The 15,611-nt window shown below is 63.3% G+C and carries 16 protein-coding genes; 15 read left to right on the forward strand and 1 reads right to left on the reverse strand.

All coding sequences use genetic code 11. The features are described 5' to 3' along the window. Positions 1–5: 5 nt before the first annotated feature. Complete coding sequence (gene map, locus RCF34_RS08210; RefSeq protein ID WP_308707736.1) at positions 6–788, reverse strand: type I methionyl aminopeptidase; 783 nt, start codon at positions 786–788, stop codon at positions 6–8. A 285-nt stretch (positions 789–1,073) separates the two neighbouring features. Here map and rpsB point away from each other — a divergent pair, with 285 nt between their 5' ends. From rpsB to rnhB, 15 genes are all read left to right on the forward strand, one after another. Next, the gene (rpsB, locus tag RCF34_RS08215) at positions 1,074–1,811 is read left to right on the forward strand and encodes a 30S ribosomal protein S2 (protein WP_183631067.1); all 738 of its coding nucleotides are present in this window, start codon (positions 1,074–1,076) and stop codon (positions 1,809–1,811) included. Positions 1,812–1,942: 131 nt separating this feature from the next. Then, entirely contained in the window at positions 1,943–2,812 is an 870-nt protein-coding gene (gene tsf / locus RCF34_RS08220) for a translation elongation factor Ts (RefSeq protein WP_308707737.1), read from the forward strand. A 192-nt stretch (positions 2,813–3,004) separates the two neighbouring features. Beyond that, positions 3,005–3,748 carry a UMP kinase gene (gene pyrH, locus RCF34_RS08225; RefSeq protein ID WP_017639054.1) on the forward strand — a complete coding sequence of 248 codons (744 nt, stop codon included), beginning with the start codon at positions 3,005–3,007 and terminating at the stop codon, positions 3,746–3,748. Then, positions 3,745–4,302: a ribosome recycling factor gene (gene frr / locus RCF34_RS08230; RefSeq protein WP_007159491.1), complete on the forward strand. Its 558-nt coding sequence runs from the start codon at positions 3,745–3,747 to the stop codon at positions 4,300–4,302. The genes pyrH and frr overlap by 4 nt, the downstream gene beginning before the upstream one ends. 18 nt (positions 4,303–4,320) lie before the next feature. Further along, a complete protein-coding gene (gene uppS / locus RCF34_RS08235; RefSeq protein WP_308707738.1) occupies positions 4,321–5,070 on the forward strand; it encodes a polyprenyl diphosphate synthase in 750 nt (249 codons plus the stop codon). Further along, positions 5,070–5,885, forward strand: coding sequence for a phosphatidate cytidylyltransferase (locus RCF34_RS08240; RefSeq protein ID WP_183631061.1), 816 nt, complete (start codon positions 5,070–5,072; stop codon positions 5,883–5,885). Before uppS ends, RCF34_RS08240 begins: the two co-directional genes overlap by 1 nt. Continuing rightward, positions 5,882–7,063: a 1-deoxy-D-xylulose-5-phosphate reductoisomerase gene (ispC, locus tag RCF34_RS08245; protein ID WP_308707739.1), complete on the forward strand. Its 1,182-nt coding sequence runs from the start codon at positions 5,882–5,884 to the stop codon at positions 7,061–7,063. The genes RCF34_RS08240 and ispC overlap by 4 nt, the downstream gene beginning before the upstream one ends. Before the next feature lie 66 nt (positions 7,064–7,129). Continuing rightward, the gene (gene rseP / locus RCF34_RS08250) at positions 7,130–8,482 is read left to right on the forward strand and encodes a sigma E protease regulator RseP (RefSeq protein WP_308707740.1); all 1,353 of its coding nucleotides are present in this window, start codon (positions 7,130–7,132) and stop codon (positions 8,480–8,482) included. A gap of 73 nt (positions 8,483–8,555) precedes the next feature. Next, positions 8,556–10,925 (forward strand): outer membrane protein assembly factor BamA, encoded by a 2,370-nt coding sequence (gene bamA, locus RCF34_RS08255; protein ID WP_308707741.1) that lies wholly within the window; start codon positions 8,556–8,558, stop codon positions 10,923–10,925. Between the two features lie 38 nt (positions 10,926–10,963). Next, complete coding sequence (locus tag RCF34_RS08260) at positions 10,964–11,467, forward strand: OmpH family outer membrane protein (RefSeq protein ID WP_007159485.1); 504 nt, start codon at positions 10,964–10,966, stop codon at positions 11,465–11,467. Next, positions 11,464–12,540 carry a UDP-3-O-(3-hydroxymyristoyl)glucosamine N-acyltransferase gene (gene lpxD, locus RCF34_RS08265; protein ID WP_308707742.1) on the forward strand — a complete coding sequence of 359 codons (1,077 nt, stop codon included), beginning with the start codon at positions 11,464–11,466 and terminating at the stop codon, positions 12,538–12,540. Before RCF34_RS08260 ends, lpxD begins: the two co-directional genes overlap by 4 nt. A gap of 45 nt (positions 12,541–12,585) precedes the next feature. Then, positions 12,586–13,026 (forward strand): 3-hydroxyacyl-ACP dehydratase FabZ, encoded by a 441-nt coding sequence (gene fabZ / locus RCF34_RS08270; RefSeq protein WP_007159483.1) that lies wholly within the window; start codon positions 12,586–12,588, stop codon positions 13,024–13,026. Then, positions 13,023–13,799: an acyl-ACP--UDP-N-acetylglucosamine O-acyltransferase gene (lpxA, locus tag RCF34_RS08275; protein WP_308707743.1), complete on the forward strand. Its 777-nt coding sequence runs from the start codon at positions 13,023–13,025 to the stop codon at positions 13,797–13,799. The genes fabZ and lpxA overlap by 4 nt, the downstream gene beginning before the upstream one ends. Positions 13,800–13,815: 16 nt before the next feature. Next, the gene (gene lpxB / locus RCF34_RS08280; protein ID WP_308708258.1) at positions 13,816–14,943 is read left to right on the forward strand and encodes a lipid-A-disaccharide synthase; all 1,128 of its coding nucleotides are present in this window, start codon (positions 13,816–13,818) and stop codon (positions 14,941–14,943) included. Continuing rightward, positions 14,943–15,578, forward strand: coding sequence for a ribonuclease HII (gene rnhB, locus RCF34_RS08285; protein WP_308707744.1), 636 nt, complete (start codon positions 14,943–14,945; stop codon positions 15,576–15,578). Before lpxB ends, rnhB begins: the two co-directional genes overlap by 1 nt. The last annotated feature ends 33 nt before the right edge of the window (positions 15,579–15,611 follow it).

Consider the following 15,611-nt stretch of genomic DNA (forward strand, 5'->3'; position numbering starts at 1 on the left):
CTCACTCACGCAGAAACGCGGGGAAAGGTTTCGTCCTTGCGCAGGGTCAGGATCTCGTAACCCTCGTCGGTGACCAGCACCGTGTGTTCCCACTGCGCGGACAACTTGCGGTCCTTGGTGATGGCGGTCCAGCCATCGCCCAGCAGGCGGGTCTCGTAGCGGCCCTGGTTGATCATCGGCTCGATGGTGAAGATCATCCCGGCCTGCAGCTCGAGGCCCGTGCCGGCACGGCCGTAGTGCACCACCTGCGGCTCCTCGTGGAAGCCCTTGCCGATCCCGTGGCCGCAGTATTCGCGAACCACCGAGAAGCCGTTCTTCTCGGCGTGCTTCTGGATGACCTCGCCGATATCGCCCAGCCGCGCGCCGGGGCGCACCAGGTCGATGCCCTTGTAGAGGCATTCCTGGGTGACCTGGCAGAGCCGGTCGGCCCACTCGGGCACGTCGCCCACCAGGTACATCTTGCTGGTGTCGCCGTGGTAACCATCTTTGATGACGGTGATGTCCACGTTCATGATGTCGCCGCTCTTGAGCGGCTTGTCATTGGGGATGCCATGGCAGACCACGTGGTTCAGCGAGGTGCAGATGGATTTGGGATAGCCCTTGTAGTTCAGCGGGGCAGGGATGGCCTGCTGCACGTTGACGATGTAGTCGTGGGCCAGCCGATCCAGTTCTTCGGTGGTGATGCCGGGACGCACGTGTTCGTCCAGCATTTCGAGCACTTCGGCGGCCAGTTGGCCGGCGATGCGCATCTTGGCGATGTCTTCAGGGGTCTTGAGGATGACGGTCATCGGAAATCTCTAGGTATCACGCCAGGCGTTAGCTTTCGATCCGCTATTCTATCAGAGCCGGCCCCGCACTGTGGCTGCCGGCGGTACCCCGGACCTCCGGTGTGCGGCAATCGCCGCTGGTGGTATCCGGCAAGGCGTGATATAAAGTCGCGCGCTTTTTCGGGGCTATGCCCTTCAGCGCTCCTAACCCCACACACGCATCGACACGATGACCTGGGTGCTTCCCGATAGGAAGTTGGTCATTGGGATGCGTGGAGGCCCAACCCGACTACGAGGAACATCTGAATGTCTCAAGTCTCCATGCGTGACATGCTGAAAGCCGGCGTGCATTTCGGCCACCAAACCCGTTACTGGAACCCGAAGATGGGCAAGTACATCTTCGGCGCGCGTAACAAGATCCACATCATCAACCTCGAAAAGACCCTGCCGATGTTCAACGAGGCCCTGACCTTCGTTGAGCGCCTGGCGTCCGGCAAGAACAAGATCCTGTTCGTCGGCACCAAGCGCGCTGCCGGCAAGATCGTACGCGAAGAAGCCGCGCGTTGCGGTCAGCCCTTCGTCGATCATCGCTGGTTGGGCGGCATGCTGACCAACTACAAGACCATCCGTGCCTCGATCAAGCGTCTGCGTGATCTGGAAGTCCAGTCCCAGGACGGTACTTTCGACAAGCTGACCAAGAAAGAAGCCCTGATGCGCACTCGTGACCTCGAGAAGCTCGAGCGCAGCCTGGGTGGTATCAAGGACATGGGCGGTCTGCCGGATGCCCTGTTCGTGATCGACGTCGACCACGAGCGCATCGCCATCACCGAAGCCAACAAGCTGGGCATCCCGGTCATCGGCGTAGTCGATACCAACAGCAGCCCGGAAGGTGTTGACTACATCATCCCCGGCAACGACGACGCCTTCCGCGCCGTTACTCTGTACCTGAGCAGCGTTGCCGATGCCGTGATCCGTGGCGGCAGCAACGGCGGTGCCAACGAGCAATTCGTCGAAGAACCCGCTGCCGAAGCCGTCGAGGGCTGAGCATTTCGACCCTAGGGTCGAGCGGTTCGACGTGCGAGAAGGGGGCCTAGCCCCCTTTTTGCCTACTGGCGTTTCATTGGCTCCGCCTGCGTGCGGAGTGACCTCGAAACCGATTCAAGAGGATTTCAAACATGGCAGAAATCACTGCAGCCCTGGTCAAAGAACTGCGCGAGCGCACCGGCCAAGGCATGATGGATTGCAAGAAGGCCCTGACCGCTGCCGGTGGCGACATCGAGAAAGCCATCGACGACATGCGTGCCGCTGGCGCCATCAAGGCTGCCAAGAAAGCCGGTAACGTGGCTGCCGAAGGTTCCATCGCGGTCAAGGTCGCTGACGACAACAAAGCTGCCGTCATCATCGAAGTCAACTCCCAGACCGATTTCCTGGCTCTGCAGGACGACTTCAAGGGCTTCGTCGCCGCCAGCCTGGACAAGGCCTTCGCCGAGAAGATGAGCGATGCCGCTCCGCTGATCGCCGCTCAGGAAAGCGCCCGTGAAGCTCTGGTCGCCAAGTGCGGCGAGAACGTCAACATCCGTCGCCTGACCCGTGTCGAAGGCGATGTCGTTGGTGCCTACCTCCACGGTCACCGCATCGGTGTGGTCGTTACCCTGCAGGGTGGCACCGCCGAACTGGCCAGGGAAATCGCCATGCACGTCGCGGCGAGCAATCCCCAGTTCCTGAATCCCTCCCAGGTTTCCGAAGAAGCCGTCGCCAAGGAAAAGGAAATTTTCCTGGCGCTGAATGCCGACAAGATCGCCGGCAAGCCGGAAAACATCGTGGAGAACATGGTCAAGGGTCGTATCAACAAGTTCCTGGCCGAAGCCAGCCTGGTTGAGCAGCCCTTCATCAAGGATCCGGAAGTCAAGGTCGGCGAGCTGGCCAAGAAAGCCGGCGCCGAAATCGTTTCCTTCGTGCGTTACGAAGTAGGCGAAGGCATCGAGAAGGCTGAAGTCGACTTCGCTGCCGAAGTCGCTGCCCAGCTGGCTGCCAGCAAGCAGTAAGACCGGCATCCGCCGTTGATCAGGAGGCCGCCCGCTTCGAGCGCGCGGCCTCTTTGTCAAATTGGAAGGCAGGTCTGATTTCTGGTCTTCCAAGGAGTTTTTTGCCGATTGGAGTGAACGCAACTGCGGTTGCGCTTTCCTATCGCTGGATCAAAATCCCCCGCACATGTTCATCGCCACAGGAGAGAGTGAATGGCACAGCAGATGAGTGGTCGCCAACCCCGTTACAAGCGTATTCTGCTGAAGCTCAGTGGCGAAGCCCTGATGGGAAGTGAAGACTTCGGGATAGATCCGAAGGTGCTGGATCGCATGTCGCTGGAGATCGGCCAACTGGTGGGCATCGGTGTCCAGGTCGGTCTGGTGATCGGCGGTGGCAACCTGTTCCGCGGTGCGGCGCTGTCCGCCGTGGGTATGGACCGGGTGACCGGCGACCACATGGGCATGCTGGCTACCGTGATGAACGCCCTGGCCATGCGCGATGCTCTCGAGCGTTCCAATATTCCCGCCACGGTGATGTCCGCCATCTCCATGGTCGGCGTGACCGACCAGTATGATCGCCGCAAGGCCCTGCGTCAGTTGAAGGACGGCGAAGTCGTCATCTTCTCCGCCGGTACCGGCAATCCGTTCTTTACCACCGATTCCGCCGCCTGCCTGCGGGCCATCGAGGTCGAAGCCGATCTGGTGCTCAAGGCCACCAAGGTGGATGGTGTATACACGGCAGATCCCTTCAAGGATCCCAACGCCGAAAAATTCGAGCGCCTGACCTACGACGAGGTGCTCGACCGCAAGCTGGGTGTCATGGATCTCACGGCCATCTGTCTCTGCCGTGATCACAACATGCCCTTGCGGGTTTTCAACATGAACAAGCCCGGCGCCCTGCTCAATATCGTAGTGGGCGGAGGTGAGGGCACCCTGATCGAGGAGGGAGCAGCATGATCAACGAGATCAAGAAGGATGCGCAGACGCGCATGACCAAGACCCTGGAAGCCCTGGGCCACGCCTTTGCCAAGATCCGTACCGGACGCGCTCATCCGAGCATCCTGGATAGTGTCATGGTGTCCTACTACGGCAGCGACACCCCGCTGCGTCAGGTGGCCAACGTCACCGTCGAGGATTCGCGGACCCTGGCCCTGAGCGTGTTCGACAAGAGCATGATCCAGGCGGTCGAGAAGGCCATCATGACCTCCGACCTGGGCCTCAATCCGGCCACTGCCGGCACCACCATTCGCGTGCCGATGCCGGCGCTGACCGAAGAGACCCGCAAGGGCTTCACCAAGCAGGCGCGTGCCGAGGCCGAGCAGGCGCGCGTTTCCGTGCGCAACATCCGCCGCGATGCCCTGGCCCAGCTCAAGGATCTGCTCAAGGAAAAGGAAATCAGTGAAGACGAGGATCGTCGCGCTCAGGATGAAGTCCAGAAGCTGACTGATAAATTCGTCGCCGAGGTGGACAAGGCTCTGGAGGCCAAGGAAGCCGACTTGATGGCTGTTTGACAACGGTTGGGACGTAACATGGGCATGAGCAAGCCAGGCAAGGTGGTGCCGCGTCACGTGGCGATCATCATGGATGGGAACAATCGCTGGGCGCGCCGTCGGCTGCTGCCGGGCGTCGCCGGTCACAAGGCCGGAGTGGACGCCGTGCGCGCGGTCATCGAGGTGTGCGGCGATGCGGGCGTCGAGGTGCTGACGCTGTTCGCCTTCTCCAGCGAGAACTGGCGGCGTCCGGCCGACGAGGTCGGCGCCCTGATGGAGCTCTTCCTTTCCGCCCTGCGGCGGGAGGCCAAGAAGCTGCATCAGAACGGCATCCGGCTACGTATCATCGGTGATCGCTCGCTGTTCCATCCAGAACTGCAGGCGGCCATGGCGGAAGTCGAGGCACTTACTGCCCATCACACCCGGTTCGTGCTGCAGATCGCCGCGAACTACGGGGGGCAATGGGACATCACCCAGGCCGCCCAGCAGCTGGCGCTGGAGGTCCAGCAGGGCACCCTGCAGCCGGGTGAGATTACCCCCGAGCTGTTGCAAGGCCGTCTGGCGACGGCCGACCTGCCACTGCCCGATCTGTGCATCCGCACCGGCGGCGAGCGGCGGGTGAGCAACTTCCTGCTCTGGCAGATCGCCTATGCCGAGCTGTATTTCTCCGACCTGTTCTGGCCGGACTTCAAGCATGAGGCCATGCATGCCGCGCTGGCCGACTTCGCCACCCGGCAGCGGCGGTTCGGTCGGACCTGCGAACAGGTGGAAGCGGAGCTACGCGCCTAATGCTGAAGCAGCGAGTTATCACGGCGATGGTGCTCCTGCCCATCGCCCTGGCCGGATTTTTCTGGCTGGAAGGGGCGACCTTCGCCCTGTTCATCGGTGCGGTCGTGGTCCTGGGTGCCTGGGAGTGGGCGCGCTTGGCGGGTTTGGAAACCCAGCCGCTGCGTTGCGCCTATGCCGCCGTGGTCGCGCTGGCGCTGTTGCTCTGCTGGTGGTTGCCCGGTGGTGCCCATGGTCTGCTGTTCATCAGTCTGGCCTGGTGGCTCTATGCGACCGTGCTGGTACTTACCTATCCCGACAGCGCCCGGGCCTGGCAGGCTTCCTGGCGGCGCCTGCTGATCGGTCTGGTGGTGCTGGTTCCGGCCTGGCAGGGGCTGATGCTGCTCAAGGCGGCGCCCGGTGGCAATCTGCTGATTCTCGAAGTTATGATGCTGGTGTGGCTGGCCGACATCTTCGCCTACTTTTCCGGACGAGCCTTCGGCAAGCGCAAGCTGGCGCCGGCCGTGAGCCCGGGCAAGAGCTGGGAAGGCCTCTACGGCGGCCTGGCCGCCGCGCTGGTGGCGACCCTGGTGCTCGGCCTGGTCCGTGGCTGGGGCCTGGGCGACCTCTTGCAGGCGCTCATCGGTGCCGCCTGCGTGGTGCTGATCTCCGTGGTCGGCGATCTCACCGAGAGCATGTTCAAGCGCCAGGCCGGACTCAAGGACAGCAGTCAGCTGCTGCCGGGGCACGGGGGCGTGCTGGATCGCATCGACAGCCTCACGGCCGCCGTTCCGCTGTTCGCCCTGCTGCTCTGGTGGGCTGGCTGGGGTGTTCAGTGAGCATCCAGCAGCTGTGCGTGCTGGGTGCGACTGGCTCCATCGGCGCCAGCACCCTGGACGTCGTGGCCCGGCACCCTGATCGCTATCGTATCTTCGCCCTCAGCGGGCATCGTCGGCTGAAGGAGCTGGCTGACCTATGCCGGCGTTTCCAACCGGTCTATGCGGCCGTGCCGGACCAGGCCTCCGCCGATCAGCTGGCCAGTCTGCTGCAGGACGTCGAGCTGCGCCCCGAGATCCTGGTGGGGGAGGGTGGCCTGGAGGCCATCGCGGCTCACCCAAAGGTCGATGCCGTCATGGCGGCGATCGTCGGCGCGGCGGGCCTGAAGCCGACGCTGGCCGCGGTCAAGGCCGGCAAGCGCGTGCTGCTGGCCAACAAGGAAGCCCTGGTCATGAGCGGCGCGCTCTTCATCGAGGCGGTGCAGGCCAGTGGCGCGACCCTGCTGCCCATCGACAGCGAGCACAATGCCATCTTCCAGTGCCTGGCCGATCCGGCGACGCCCGGACTGGCACGCAAGGGCGTAAGGCGCATCCTGCTCACCGCCTCGGGTGGTCCGTTCCGCGAGACACCGGCCGAGCAACTGGCCGGCGTGACGCCGGACCAGGCCTGTGCCCATCCCAAGTGGTCCATGGGGCGCAAGATCTCGGTGGATTCCGCCACCCTGATGAACAAGGGGCTGGAGCTGATCGAGGCCTGCTGGCTATTCGAGGCGAAACCCGAGCAGGTCGAGGTGGTCATCCATCCCCAGAGCGTGATCCATTCGCTGGTGGACTACGTGGATGGCTCGGTGCTGGCCCAGCTGGGCAATCCCGACATGCGCACCCCGATCGCCCATGCCCTGGCCTGGCCCGAGCGGATCGACTCCGGTGTTTCGGCGCTGGATCTGTTCGAGATCGGCCGACTCGACTTCGAGCGGCCCGACGAGGAGCGCTTTCCCTGTCTGCGCCTGGCGCGAGAGGCGGCTCAGGCGGGTGGTTGCATGCCGGCGACGCTCAACGCGGCCAACGAGGTCGCCGTCGAGGCCTTTCTCGAAGGCCGGCTGGGCTTCACCGAAATCCCCCTGCTGATCGAGGCGGTACTCAAGGGTGTCGAGCCCGGTGCGGCCGCTGATCTCGCTGCGGTCTTCGCGGCCGACAGCACCGCTCGGCAACTGGCTCGTGAGTGGCTGTCGAGACGCTGATCCCGCGCCTCGACACCTGGCCTGCAAGTCCGCAGAATCTGCACACTGAGGTAGCGGAGGCAGCCAATGTCCATCCTTTATACGATTGTGGGAACCCTGATCGCCCTGGGCGTCCTGGTGACCATCCACGAGTATGGCCATTTCTGGACGGCGCGCCGTTGCGGCGTCAAGGTCCTGCGCTTTTCCGTAGGATTCGGCAAGCCGCTGTTGCGCTGGCACGACCGCCGGGGCACCGAATTCGTGGTGGCCGCGATCCCGCTGGGCGGCTATGTGAAGATGCTGGACGAGCGCGAGGCGCCGGTGGCGCCCGAAGAGCAGCATGCGGCCTTCAATCGCAAGACGGTCCGCCAACGTATCGCCATCGTCGCTGCCGGACCGATCGCCAATTTCCTGCTCGCCATCCTGTTCTTCTGGCTGCTGGCCATGCTCGGCTCCCAGCAGCCACGCCCGGTCGTGGGGGCGATCACGCCCGATACCCCGGCTGCCACCGCAGGCATTCCCGCCGGCGCAGAGTTGACCGCGGTCGATGATGCGGCGGTAGACAGCTGGTCGGCGGTCAATCTGCGTCTGGTCGATCGCCTGGGTGAAAGCGGTCCGCTGCGCCTGAGTTACCGGGTGCCTGGCACCACCGCCGCGCAGAACACTGTCATCCAGCTCGATGCCTGGCTGCGCGGTGCGGAAGATCCGGATCCGATCCAGGCCCTGGGCCTGAAGCCCTGGCGGCCGCGGATTCCGGCGGTCTTCGCCGAGCTGGATCCGGCTGGTCCGGCGAAAGCGGCCGGCCTGCAGACGGGAGACCGTCTGATCGCCCTGAACGATACGGCCATCGCCGACTGGCAGCAGGCCGTGGACTGGGTGCGGGCACACCCCGGTCAGCAGGTCAGGCTGACCTATGAGCGCGAGGGTCAGCAACGGGACCTGACCCTGCGACTGGGCGCACGGCGCGTCGATTCCACCGAGACCGGTTACCTCGGTGCGGGTGTGGCGCCGGTCAAGTGGCCAGCGGAAATGGTTCGCGAAATCAGCTACGGACCTGTGGCTGCCATAGGGGAAGGTGTCAGCCGGACCTGGCAGATGAGCGTGCTGACGCTGGTCTCCCTGAAGAAGATGCTCTTGGGAGAGCTGTCGGTAAAAAACTTGAGCGGGCCGATAACCATTGCTAAAGTGGCGGGCGCTTCAGCTCAGTCAGGCCTGGGGGATTTCCTCAATTTTCTGGCGTACCTGAGCATAAGCCTGGGGGTTCTGAATCTGTTGCCTATCCCTGTGCTCGACGGTGGTCATCTGGTCTTCTACTTCGTCGAGTGGATTCGCGGGCGGCCCTTGTCCGAGCGTGTACAGACATGGGGCATGCAGATCGGTATTAGCCTCGTCGTGGGTGTGATGCTGCTGGCCCTGGTCAATGACCTCGGTCGCCTCTGACACTCTGCTGATTGCCGAATCTGCCGCCCAGTGCGGCAGATTCTTTATTTGCCAGTTGGAATAAAAGGGACTCATGAAACGCCTGCTGCTACCTGCGGTAATAGCCGCGCTGATGATCGGCGAGGTACACGCCGAGTCCTTCACCATCTCCGATATCCGCGTCAACGGACTGCAACGTGTATCGTCCGGCAGCGTCTTCGGCGCCCTGCCGCTCAACGTCGGCGAGTCCGTCGACGACAACAAGTTGGCCGAAGCCTCGCGCTCGCTCTTCCGTACCGGATTCTTCCAGGATATCCAGCTGGGCCGTGACGGTAACGTCCTCGTCGTGAACCTGGTCGAGCGTCCCTCCATTTCCAGCATCACCCTGGAAGGCAACAAGGCGATCTCCAGCGACGACCTGATGAAGGGTCTCAAGCAGGCCGGTCTCGCCGAAGGCGAGATCTTCCAGCGTGCGACGCTGGAAGGCGTGCGCAACGAATTGCTGCGCCAGTACGTCGCCCAGGGTCGCTATTCCGCCAGCATCGATGCCGAAGTGGTGCCTCAGCCCCGTAACCGGGTGCAGCTGAAGATCACCATCAACGAGGGCGAGGTGGCGACCATCTCCCACGTCAACGTGGTGGGCAACACGGTCTTCGCCGAGGACGACCTGACCTCGCTGTTCGAGCTCAAGCCAAGCAACTGGTTGTCGTTCTTCCGTAACGATGACAAGTACTCCCGGGAAAAGTTGTCAGGTGACCTCGAGCGCCTGCGCTCCTATTACCTGGATCGTGGCTACATCAACATGGACATCACCTCGACCCAGGTGTCCATCACGCCCGACAAGAAGCACGTCTACATCACGGTCAACGTCAACGAAGGGCAGAAGTACACCGTTCGTGAAGTGAAGCTGTCCGGCGACCTCAAGGTCCCGGAGGAAGAGCTGCGCAAACTGATGCTGGTTCAGCCGGGCCAGGTCTTCTCGCGCAAGGTCATGACCAGCACCTCGGACCTGATCACCCGCCGACTGGGCAACGAAGGCTATACCTTCGCCAATGTCAACGGCTTGCCCGAGCCCCATGACGACGACCACAGCGTGTCCCTGACCTATGTGGTCGATCCGGGCAAGCGTGCCTACGTCAATCGCATCAACTTCCGCGGCAACACCAAGACCGAGGACGAGGTGCTGCGTCGCGAGATGCGCCAGATGGAAGGCGGTTGGGCGTCCACCTATCTCATCGACCAATCCAAGACCCGCCTCGAGCGCCTGGGCTACTTCAAGGAAGTCAAGGTCGAGACGCCTCAGGTGCCTGGCACCGACGACATGGTCGACGTCAACTACAACGTCGAAGAGCAGCCGTCGGGCTCCATCACCGCCAGCATCGGCTTCGCCCAGAGCGCCGGTCTGATCCTCGGTGGTTCCATCAGCCAGAACAACTTCCTCGGTACCGGCAACCAGGTCAGCATCGGTCTGACCCGTTCCCAGTACCAGAGTCGCTACAACTTCAGCTTTACCGATCCCTACTTCACGCCGGATGGCGTGAGCCTGGGCTACAACATCTTTTATCGCAGCACCGACTACAGCAAACTGTACGACAGTGACGTCTCCTACTATTCGATCAACAGCCTGGGTACCGGTGTCACCCTGGGCTATCCGATCAGCGAGACCTCGCGCCTGACCTATGGTCTGAGCGTGCAGAAGGATGAGATCAACCCAGGTACCTACAGCGCCGACGAGATCTACGACTTCGTCCAGCGTGAAGGGGACAATTTCACCAACTTCAAGGCCAGCATCGGCTGGTCGAGCTCAACGCTGAACCGTGGCGTCCTGCCGACCCGTGGTGCCTCCCAGAGCCTGACCGGTCAGATCACCATTCCAGGTAGCGACCTGAGCTTCTACAAGCTCGACTACCGCGGCCAGCTGTTCACCCCGCTGACCGACAATACTGCGCTGCGCTTCCATACCGAGCTGGGCTATGGCGACGGCTATGGTAGTACCGACGGCCTGCCGTTCTACGAGAACTACTACGCGGGCGGCTTCAACTCTGTGCGGGGTTTCGAGGACAGTAGTCTGGGTCCGCGGACCACGCCACCAAGGAACCCGGCGACTTACGCTGATCAAGGCCAGGGCTACCGCGATCGGGAGAATGATGAGGCCTTCGGTGGCAACGTCCTGATCACTGGTGGTGTGGAATACCTGTTCCCCTTGCCCTTCGTGAAGGATCAAAAATCCCTGAGAACCGTGCTGTTCTGGGATGTGGGTAACGTGTTCAGTACCAAGTGCTATCTGAGCAGTACGCAGAATTGTGGCGACGTCAGCTTCTCCAACATGGCCAGCTCCGTCGGCGTCGGTGTGACCTGGGTTACCGCCCTGGGTCCGCTGAGCTTCAGCCTGGGCGTACCGGTCAAGAAGCCGACCAACTCCGATCCGCAGGTCTTCCAGTTCTCGCTGGGTCAGACGTTCTGACCCAGGCAACACCTTTGCGTTTTAAGCAGGAGTCAACTGTGCACAAGTACACCCGTTACGCTCTGTTCGCTGCCGTTCTCGTTGCCGCTCCGGTTTTCGCCGACACCAAGATCGCCGTGCTGAACTACCAGATGGCCCTGCTGGAGTCCGATGCCGCCAAGAAGTACGCCGTGGACTCCGAGAAGAAGTTCGGTCCCCAGCTGAACAAGCTCAAGGGCCTGGAAAGCTCCGCCAAGGACATCCAGGACAAGCTCAACAAGGGCGGTGACAAGATGGCCCAGGCCGAGCGCACCCGCCTGGAGAACGACTTCCGCCAGAAGGCCCGGGACTTCCAGTTCCAGTCCAAGGAACTCAACGATGCCAAGGCGGCCTCGGATCGCGACATGCTCAAGCTGCTCAAGCCGCGCCTGGACAAGGCCGTGGAAGAGGTGCTGAAGAAGGGCGATTACGATCTGGTGCTCGAGCGTGGCGCCGTGGTGGACGTGAAGCCGCAGTACGACATCACGCGCCAGGTCATCGAGCGCATGAACGCGGGTCGTTGATGAGCCATAGCACCTTTACGCTGGGCGAACTGGCGCAGTGGCTGGAAAGCCGCCAGTTGACCGTGGAAGTACGCGGTTCGTCCGAGCGCCTGGTGACCGGTCTGGCTACCTTGCCCGAGGCCGGTCCTGACCAGTTGAGTTTTCTCGCCAATCCGCAGTACCGCCGCTATCTGGCCGATACCCAGGCCGGGGCCGTGCTGCTGACGGAAAAGGATGCCGACGGCTATGCCGGCGATGCCCTGATCCTGGCTAATCCCTATCTGGCCTACGCGCGCCTTTCCCACCTGTTCGATCGCAAGCCGCGCAGCGCGGCGGGCATCCATCCCACGGCGCTGATCGCGGCGGATGCCCAGGTCGATCCGACCGCGGCCATCGGTCCCTATGTGGTGATCGAGGCGCAGGCATGCATAGGCGCGGGCGTCAGTCTCGGCGCTCACTGCGTGGTGGGTGCGCGCAGCGTCATTGGCGCCGACAGCTGGCTGGCACCGCGAGTCACGCTCTATCACGACGTGACCATCGGCGCGCGCGCCGTCGTGCAATCCGGCGCCGTGATCGGCGCCGAAGGCTTCGGCTTCGCCAATGAGCGTGGCCAGTGGCAGAAGATCGCCCAGCTGGGTGGCGTGCTGATCGGTGACGACGTCGAGATCGGTGCCAATACCACCATCGACCGGGGCGCCCTGGCGAACACGGTCATCAGCGATGGCGTCAAGCTCGACAACCAGATCATGATCGCGCACAACGTCCAGGTCGGTGAGCACACCGCCATGGCCGCCTGCGTCGGCATCTCTGGCAGTACCAAGATCGGCAAACACTGCACCATCGCCGGCGGCGTGGGCATGGTCGGTCATATCGAAGTGTGCGACCACGTGTTCGTCACCGGTATGACCATGGTGACTCGCTCGATTACCGAGCCCGGCGCCTATTCCTCCGGCACGGCCATGCAGCCGGCTGGTGAATGGAAGAAGAGCGCCGCGCGGATTCGTCACCTCGACGACATGGCCCGCCGTCTGCAACATCTGGAAAAAATCGTTGCTACCGTGACCTCGCGGGATGACGCTGCTTCTGATGCTTGATTCTGCATCGGATGTTCCCCCTTTCTTAACAGGCCTTCCCCGACCATGATGGACATCAACGAGATCCGTGAATATCTCCCGCATCGCTATCCCTTTCTGTTGGTGGATCGCGTGCTGGAGCTGGATATCGAAGCCAAGCGCATTCGTGCGTACAAGAACGTCAGCATCAACGAGCCCTTCTTTACCGGCCACTTTCCCCAGCACCCGATCATGCCGGGCGTGCTGATCGTCGAGGCCATGGCCCAGGCCGCCGGCGTGCTCGGTTTCAAGATGATGAATTCCTCGCCGGCCGATGGCACCCTGTACTACTTCGTCGGATCGGATAAGCTGCGGTTTCGCCAGCCGGTGACGCCGGGCGATCAGCTGATGCTCGACGCTCGCTTCATCAGCACCAAGCGCGGCATCTGGAAATTCGAGTGCCACGCCAGTGTGGACGACAAGCCGGTCTGCTCGGCTGAAATCATCTGTGCGGAACGCAAGCTATGACGTTGATTGACCCCAGGGCTATCGTCGACCCCAAGGCACGGCTCGCCGCCGATGTCCAGGTCGGCCCCTGGTCGATCATCGGGCCCGATGTCGAGATTGGCGAGGGGTCCGTCGTCGGCCCTCACGTCATCCTCAAGGGGCCGACCGTGATCGGGCGTCACAATCGTATCTTCCAGTTCTCGTCCATCGGCGAGGATACGCCTGACCTCAAGTATCAGGGCGAGCCGACCCGGCTGCGGATCGGCGATCACAACACCATCCGCGAAGGGGTCACCATCCATCGCGGTACCGTGCAGGATCGGGAAGAGACGACCCTTGGCGATCACAACCTGCTGATGGCCTATGTGCACATCGGCCATGACAGCGTGATCGGCAATCACTGCATCCTGGTCAACAACACGGCCCTTGCCGGGCACGTGCACGTCGATGACTGGGCGATCCTGTCCGGCTATACCCTGGTGCATCAGTTCTGTCGCATCGGCGCCCACAGCTTTTCCGGCATGGGTACGGCCATCGGCAAGGACGTACCGGCCTATGTGACGGTGTTCGGCAATCCGGCCGAAGCCCGCAGCATGAACTTCGAAGGCATGCGCCGTCGGGGTTTCTCGGCCGAAGCCATCAAGGAACTGCGCCGCGCCTACAAGGTGGTCTACCGTCAGGGTCTGACCGTCGATGACGCCCTGCGCGAGCTGGAGCCCGTGGCTCAGCAGTTTCCCGAAGTGGCGGTGTTCCGCGACTCCATCCTGAGTGCGACGCGTGGCATCACCCGCTGAGTTCGCCCAGCGCCCGCTGCGCGTGGCGTTGGTGGCAGGGGAGGCGTCGGGCGATCTGCTCGGCGCCGGTCTGATGCAGGCGCTGCGTGAGCAGCACCCCGATATCTCCTTCATGGGCGTGGGCGGTCCGCGGATGGAAGCCGAAGGGCTGGTGTCCGAATTTCCCATGGAACGCCTGGCGGTCATGGGGCTGGTCGAGGTGCTCGGCCGCCTGCGCGAACTCCTGGGGCGGCGCAAGGCGCTAATCGCTCAGCTGCTCGACGCCCGTCCCGATGTCTTCATCGGTATCGACGCCCCGGACTTCGTCCTCGAGATCGAAGCCCAGCTGCATCGCGCGGGCATTCCCGCCGTGCATTACGTCAGCCCCTCGGTCTGGGCCTGGCGGCAGAAGCGGGTACTCAAGATCCGCGATGGCTCCGACCTGATGCTGACCCTGTTCCCCTTCGAGGCGCGCTTCTACGAAGAACAGCAGGTGCCGGTGCGCTTCGTCGGCCATCCGCTGGCCGATACCATTCCCCTGGACAGCGACCGCCTGGCGGCCCGGCAGGCCCTGGGTCTGCCGCAGGACGGCCAGGTCGTCGCCCTGCTGCCCGGCAGTCGCGGTGGCGAAGTAGGGCGCCTGGGGGCGCTGTTTCTCGACGCCGCCGCCCAGTTGCTGGCCGTGCGTCCTGACGTGCGTTTCGTTTTGCCCTGTGCCAATGCCGCGCGGCGGGCGCAGGTGGAGCAGCTGCTGGAAGGACGGCCGCCCTTGCCGCTGCTGCTGACCGATGGCCGTTCCCATGAGGTGCTGGCCGCCTGCGATGGCGTGCTGATCGCCTCGGGTACCGCCACCCTGGAGACGCTGCTGTTCAAGCGACCCATGGTGGTGGCCTATCGGGTGGCGCCCCTGACCTATCTGATCCTCAAGCAGTTGGTCAAGAGTCCCTACATCTCGCTGCCCAACCTGCTAGCCGGGCGCAAGCTGGTGCCCGAGCTGATCCAGCACGAGGCGACGCCGGAGCGGCTGGTAGCGGAACTCTTGCCGCTGCTGGAGCGGCCCGAGCAACAGACCGACAGCTTCGCGGCCATCCATCACAGCCTGAGGCGCGATGCCTCGGTCCAGGCGGCCGCTGCCGTGCTGGATCTTCTGCGGTCGCGCAACTGATGCAACTGGGCCTGGATTTCAACCTGGTCGAGGCGCTGGTCGCCGGGGTCGATGAAGTCGGTCGCGGTCCGCTGTGCGGCGCCGTGGTCACGGCCGCGGTGATCCTCGATCCGGGCAAGCCCATCCTCGGGCTGAACGATTCGAAGAAGCTGTCGCTGACGCGCCGCGAAGCCCTGTTCGACGAGATCCGGGAAAAGGCCCTGGCCTGGTGCGTGGCCCGCGCCGAGGTCGCCGAGATCGACCGGCTGAACATCCTGCACGCCACCATGCTGGCCATGCAGCGTGCGGTCGAGGGTCTCCAGGTGCAGCCGCGGCTGGCCCTGATCGACGGCAATCGCTGTCCCAAACTGGCGGTGCCCAGCTCACCGGTGGTGAAGGGCGACAGCCAGGTCCCGGCGATCGCCGCGGCCTCCATCCTGGCCAAGGTGACCCGCGATCGGGAGATGCAGGTGCTGGATGCCTTCTATCCGGGCTATGGCCTGGCCGGGCACAAGGGCTATCCCACCGCCGAGCACCTGGACGCACTCAGGCGCCTGGGGCCTACGCCCATCCATCGGCGTTCCTTCGCGCCGGTGCGTGACGCCTGGCACGCCCTCGAGACCCAGGCCTCCACCCAGATCATCGCGACCTACTGACGGCCGTCGCGGCGGTCTGACCGCGGGTCGACA

Origin of the sequence: Pseudomonas sp. 102515, from assembly GCF_031085165.1 — a bacterium.
Taxonomy (GTDB): domain Bacteria; phylum Pseudomonadota; class Gammaproteobacteria; order Pseudomonadales; family Pseudomonadaceae; genus Chryseomonas.

Excerpts from the sequence above, each read along its gene's own strand:
- lpxA (WP_308707743.1), top strand. The coding sequence starts at position 13,023 with ATGACGTTGATTGACCCCAGGGCTATCGTCGACCCCAAGGCACGGCTC.
- bamA (WP_308707741.1), top strand. The coding sequence starts at position 8,556 with ATGAAACGCCTGCTGCTACCTGCGGTAATAGCCGCGCTGATGATCGGC.
- rnhB (WP_308707744.1), top strand. The coding sequence starts at position 14,943 with ATGCAACTGGGCCTGGATTTCAACCTGGTCGAGGCGCTGGTCGCCGGG.
- uppS (WP_308707738.1), top strand. The coding sequence starts at position 4,321 with ATGGGCATGAGCAAGCCAGGCAAGGTGGTGCCGCGTCACGTGGCGATC.
- rpsB (WP_183631067.1), top strand. The coding sequence starts at position 1,074 with ATGTCTCAAGTCTCCATGCGTGACATGCTGAAAGCCGGCGTGCATTTC.
- pyrH (WP_017639054.1), top strand. The coding sequence starts at position 3,005 with ATGGCACAGCAGATGAGTGGTCGCCAACCCCGTTACAAGCGTATTCTG.
- frr (WP_007159491.1), top strand. The coding sequence starts at position 3,745 with ATGATCAACGAGATCAAGAAGGATGCGCAGACGCGCATGACCAAGACC.
- rseP (WP_308707740.1), top strand. The coding sequence starts at position 7,130 with ATGTCCATCCTTTATACGATTGTGGGAACCCTGATCGCCCTGGGCGTC.
- tsf (WP_308707737.1), top strand. The coding sequence starts at position 1,943 with ATGGCAGAAATCACTGCAGCCCTGGTCAAAGAACTGCGCGAGCGCACC.
- fabZ (WP_007159483.1), top strand. The coding sequence starts at position 12,586 with ATGATGGACATCAACGAGATCCGTGAATATCTCCCGCATCGCTATCCC.
- map (WP_308707736.1), bottom strand. The coding sequence starts at position 788 with ATGACCGTCATCCTCAAGACCCCTGAAGACATCGCCAAGATGCGCATC.
- RCF34_RS08240 (WP_183631061.1), top strand. The coding sequence starts at position 5,070 with ATGCTGAAGCAGCGAGTTATCACGGCGATGGTGCTCCTGCCCATCGCC.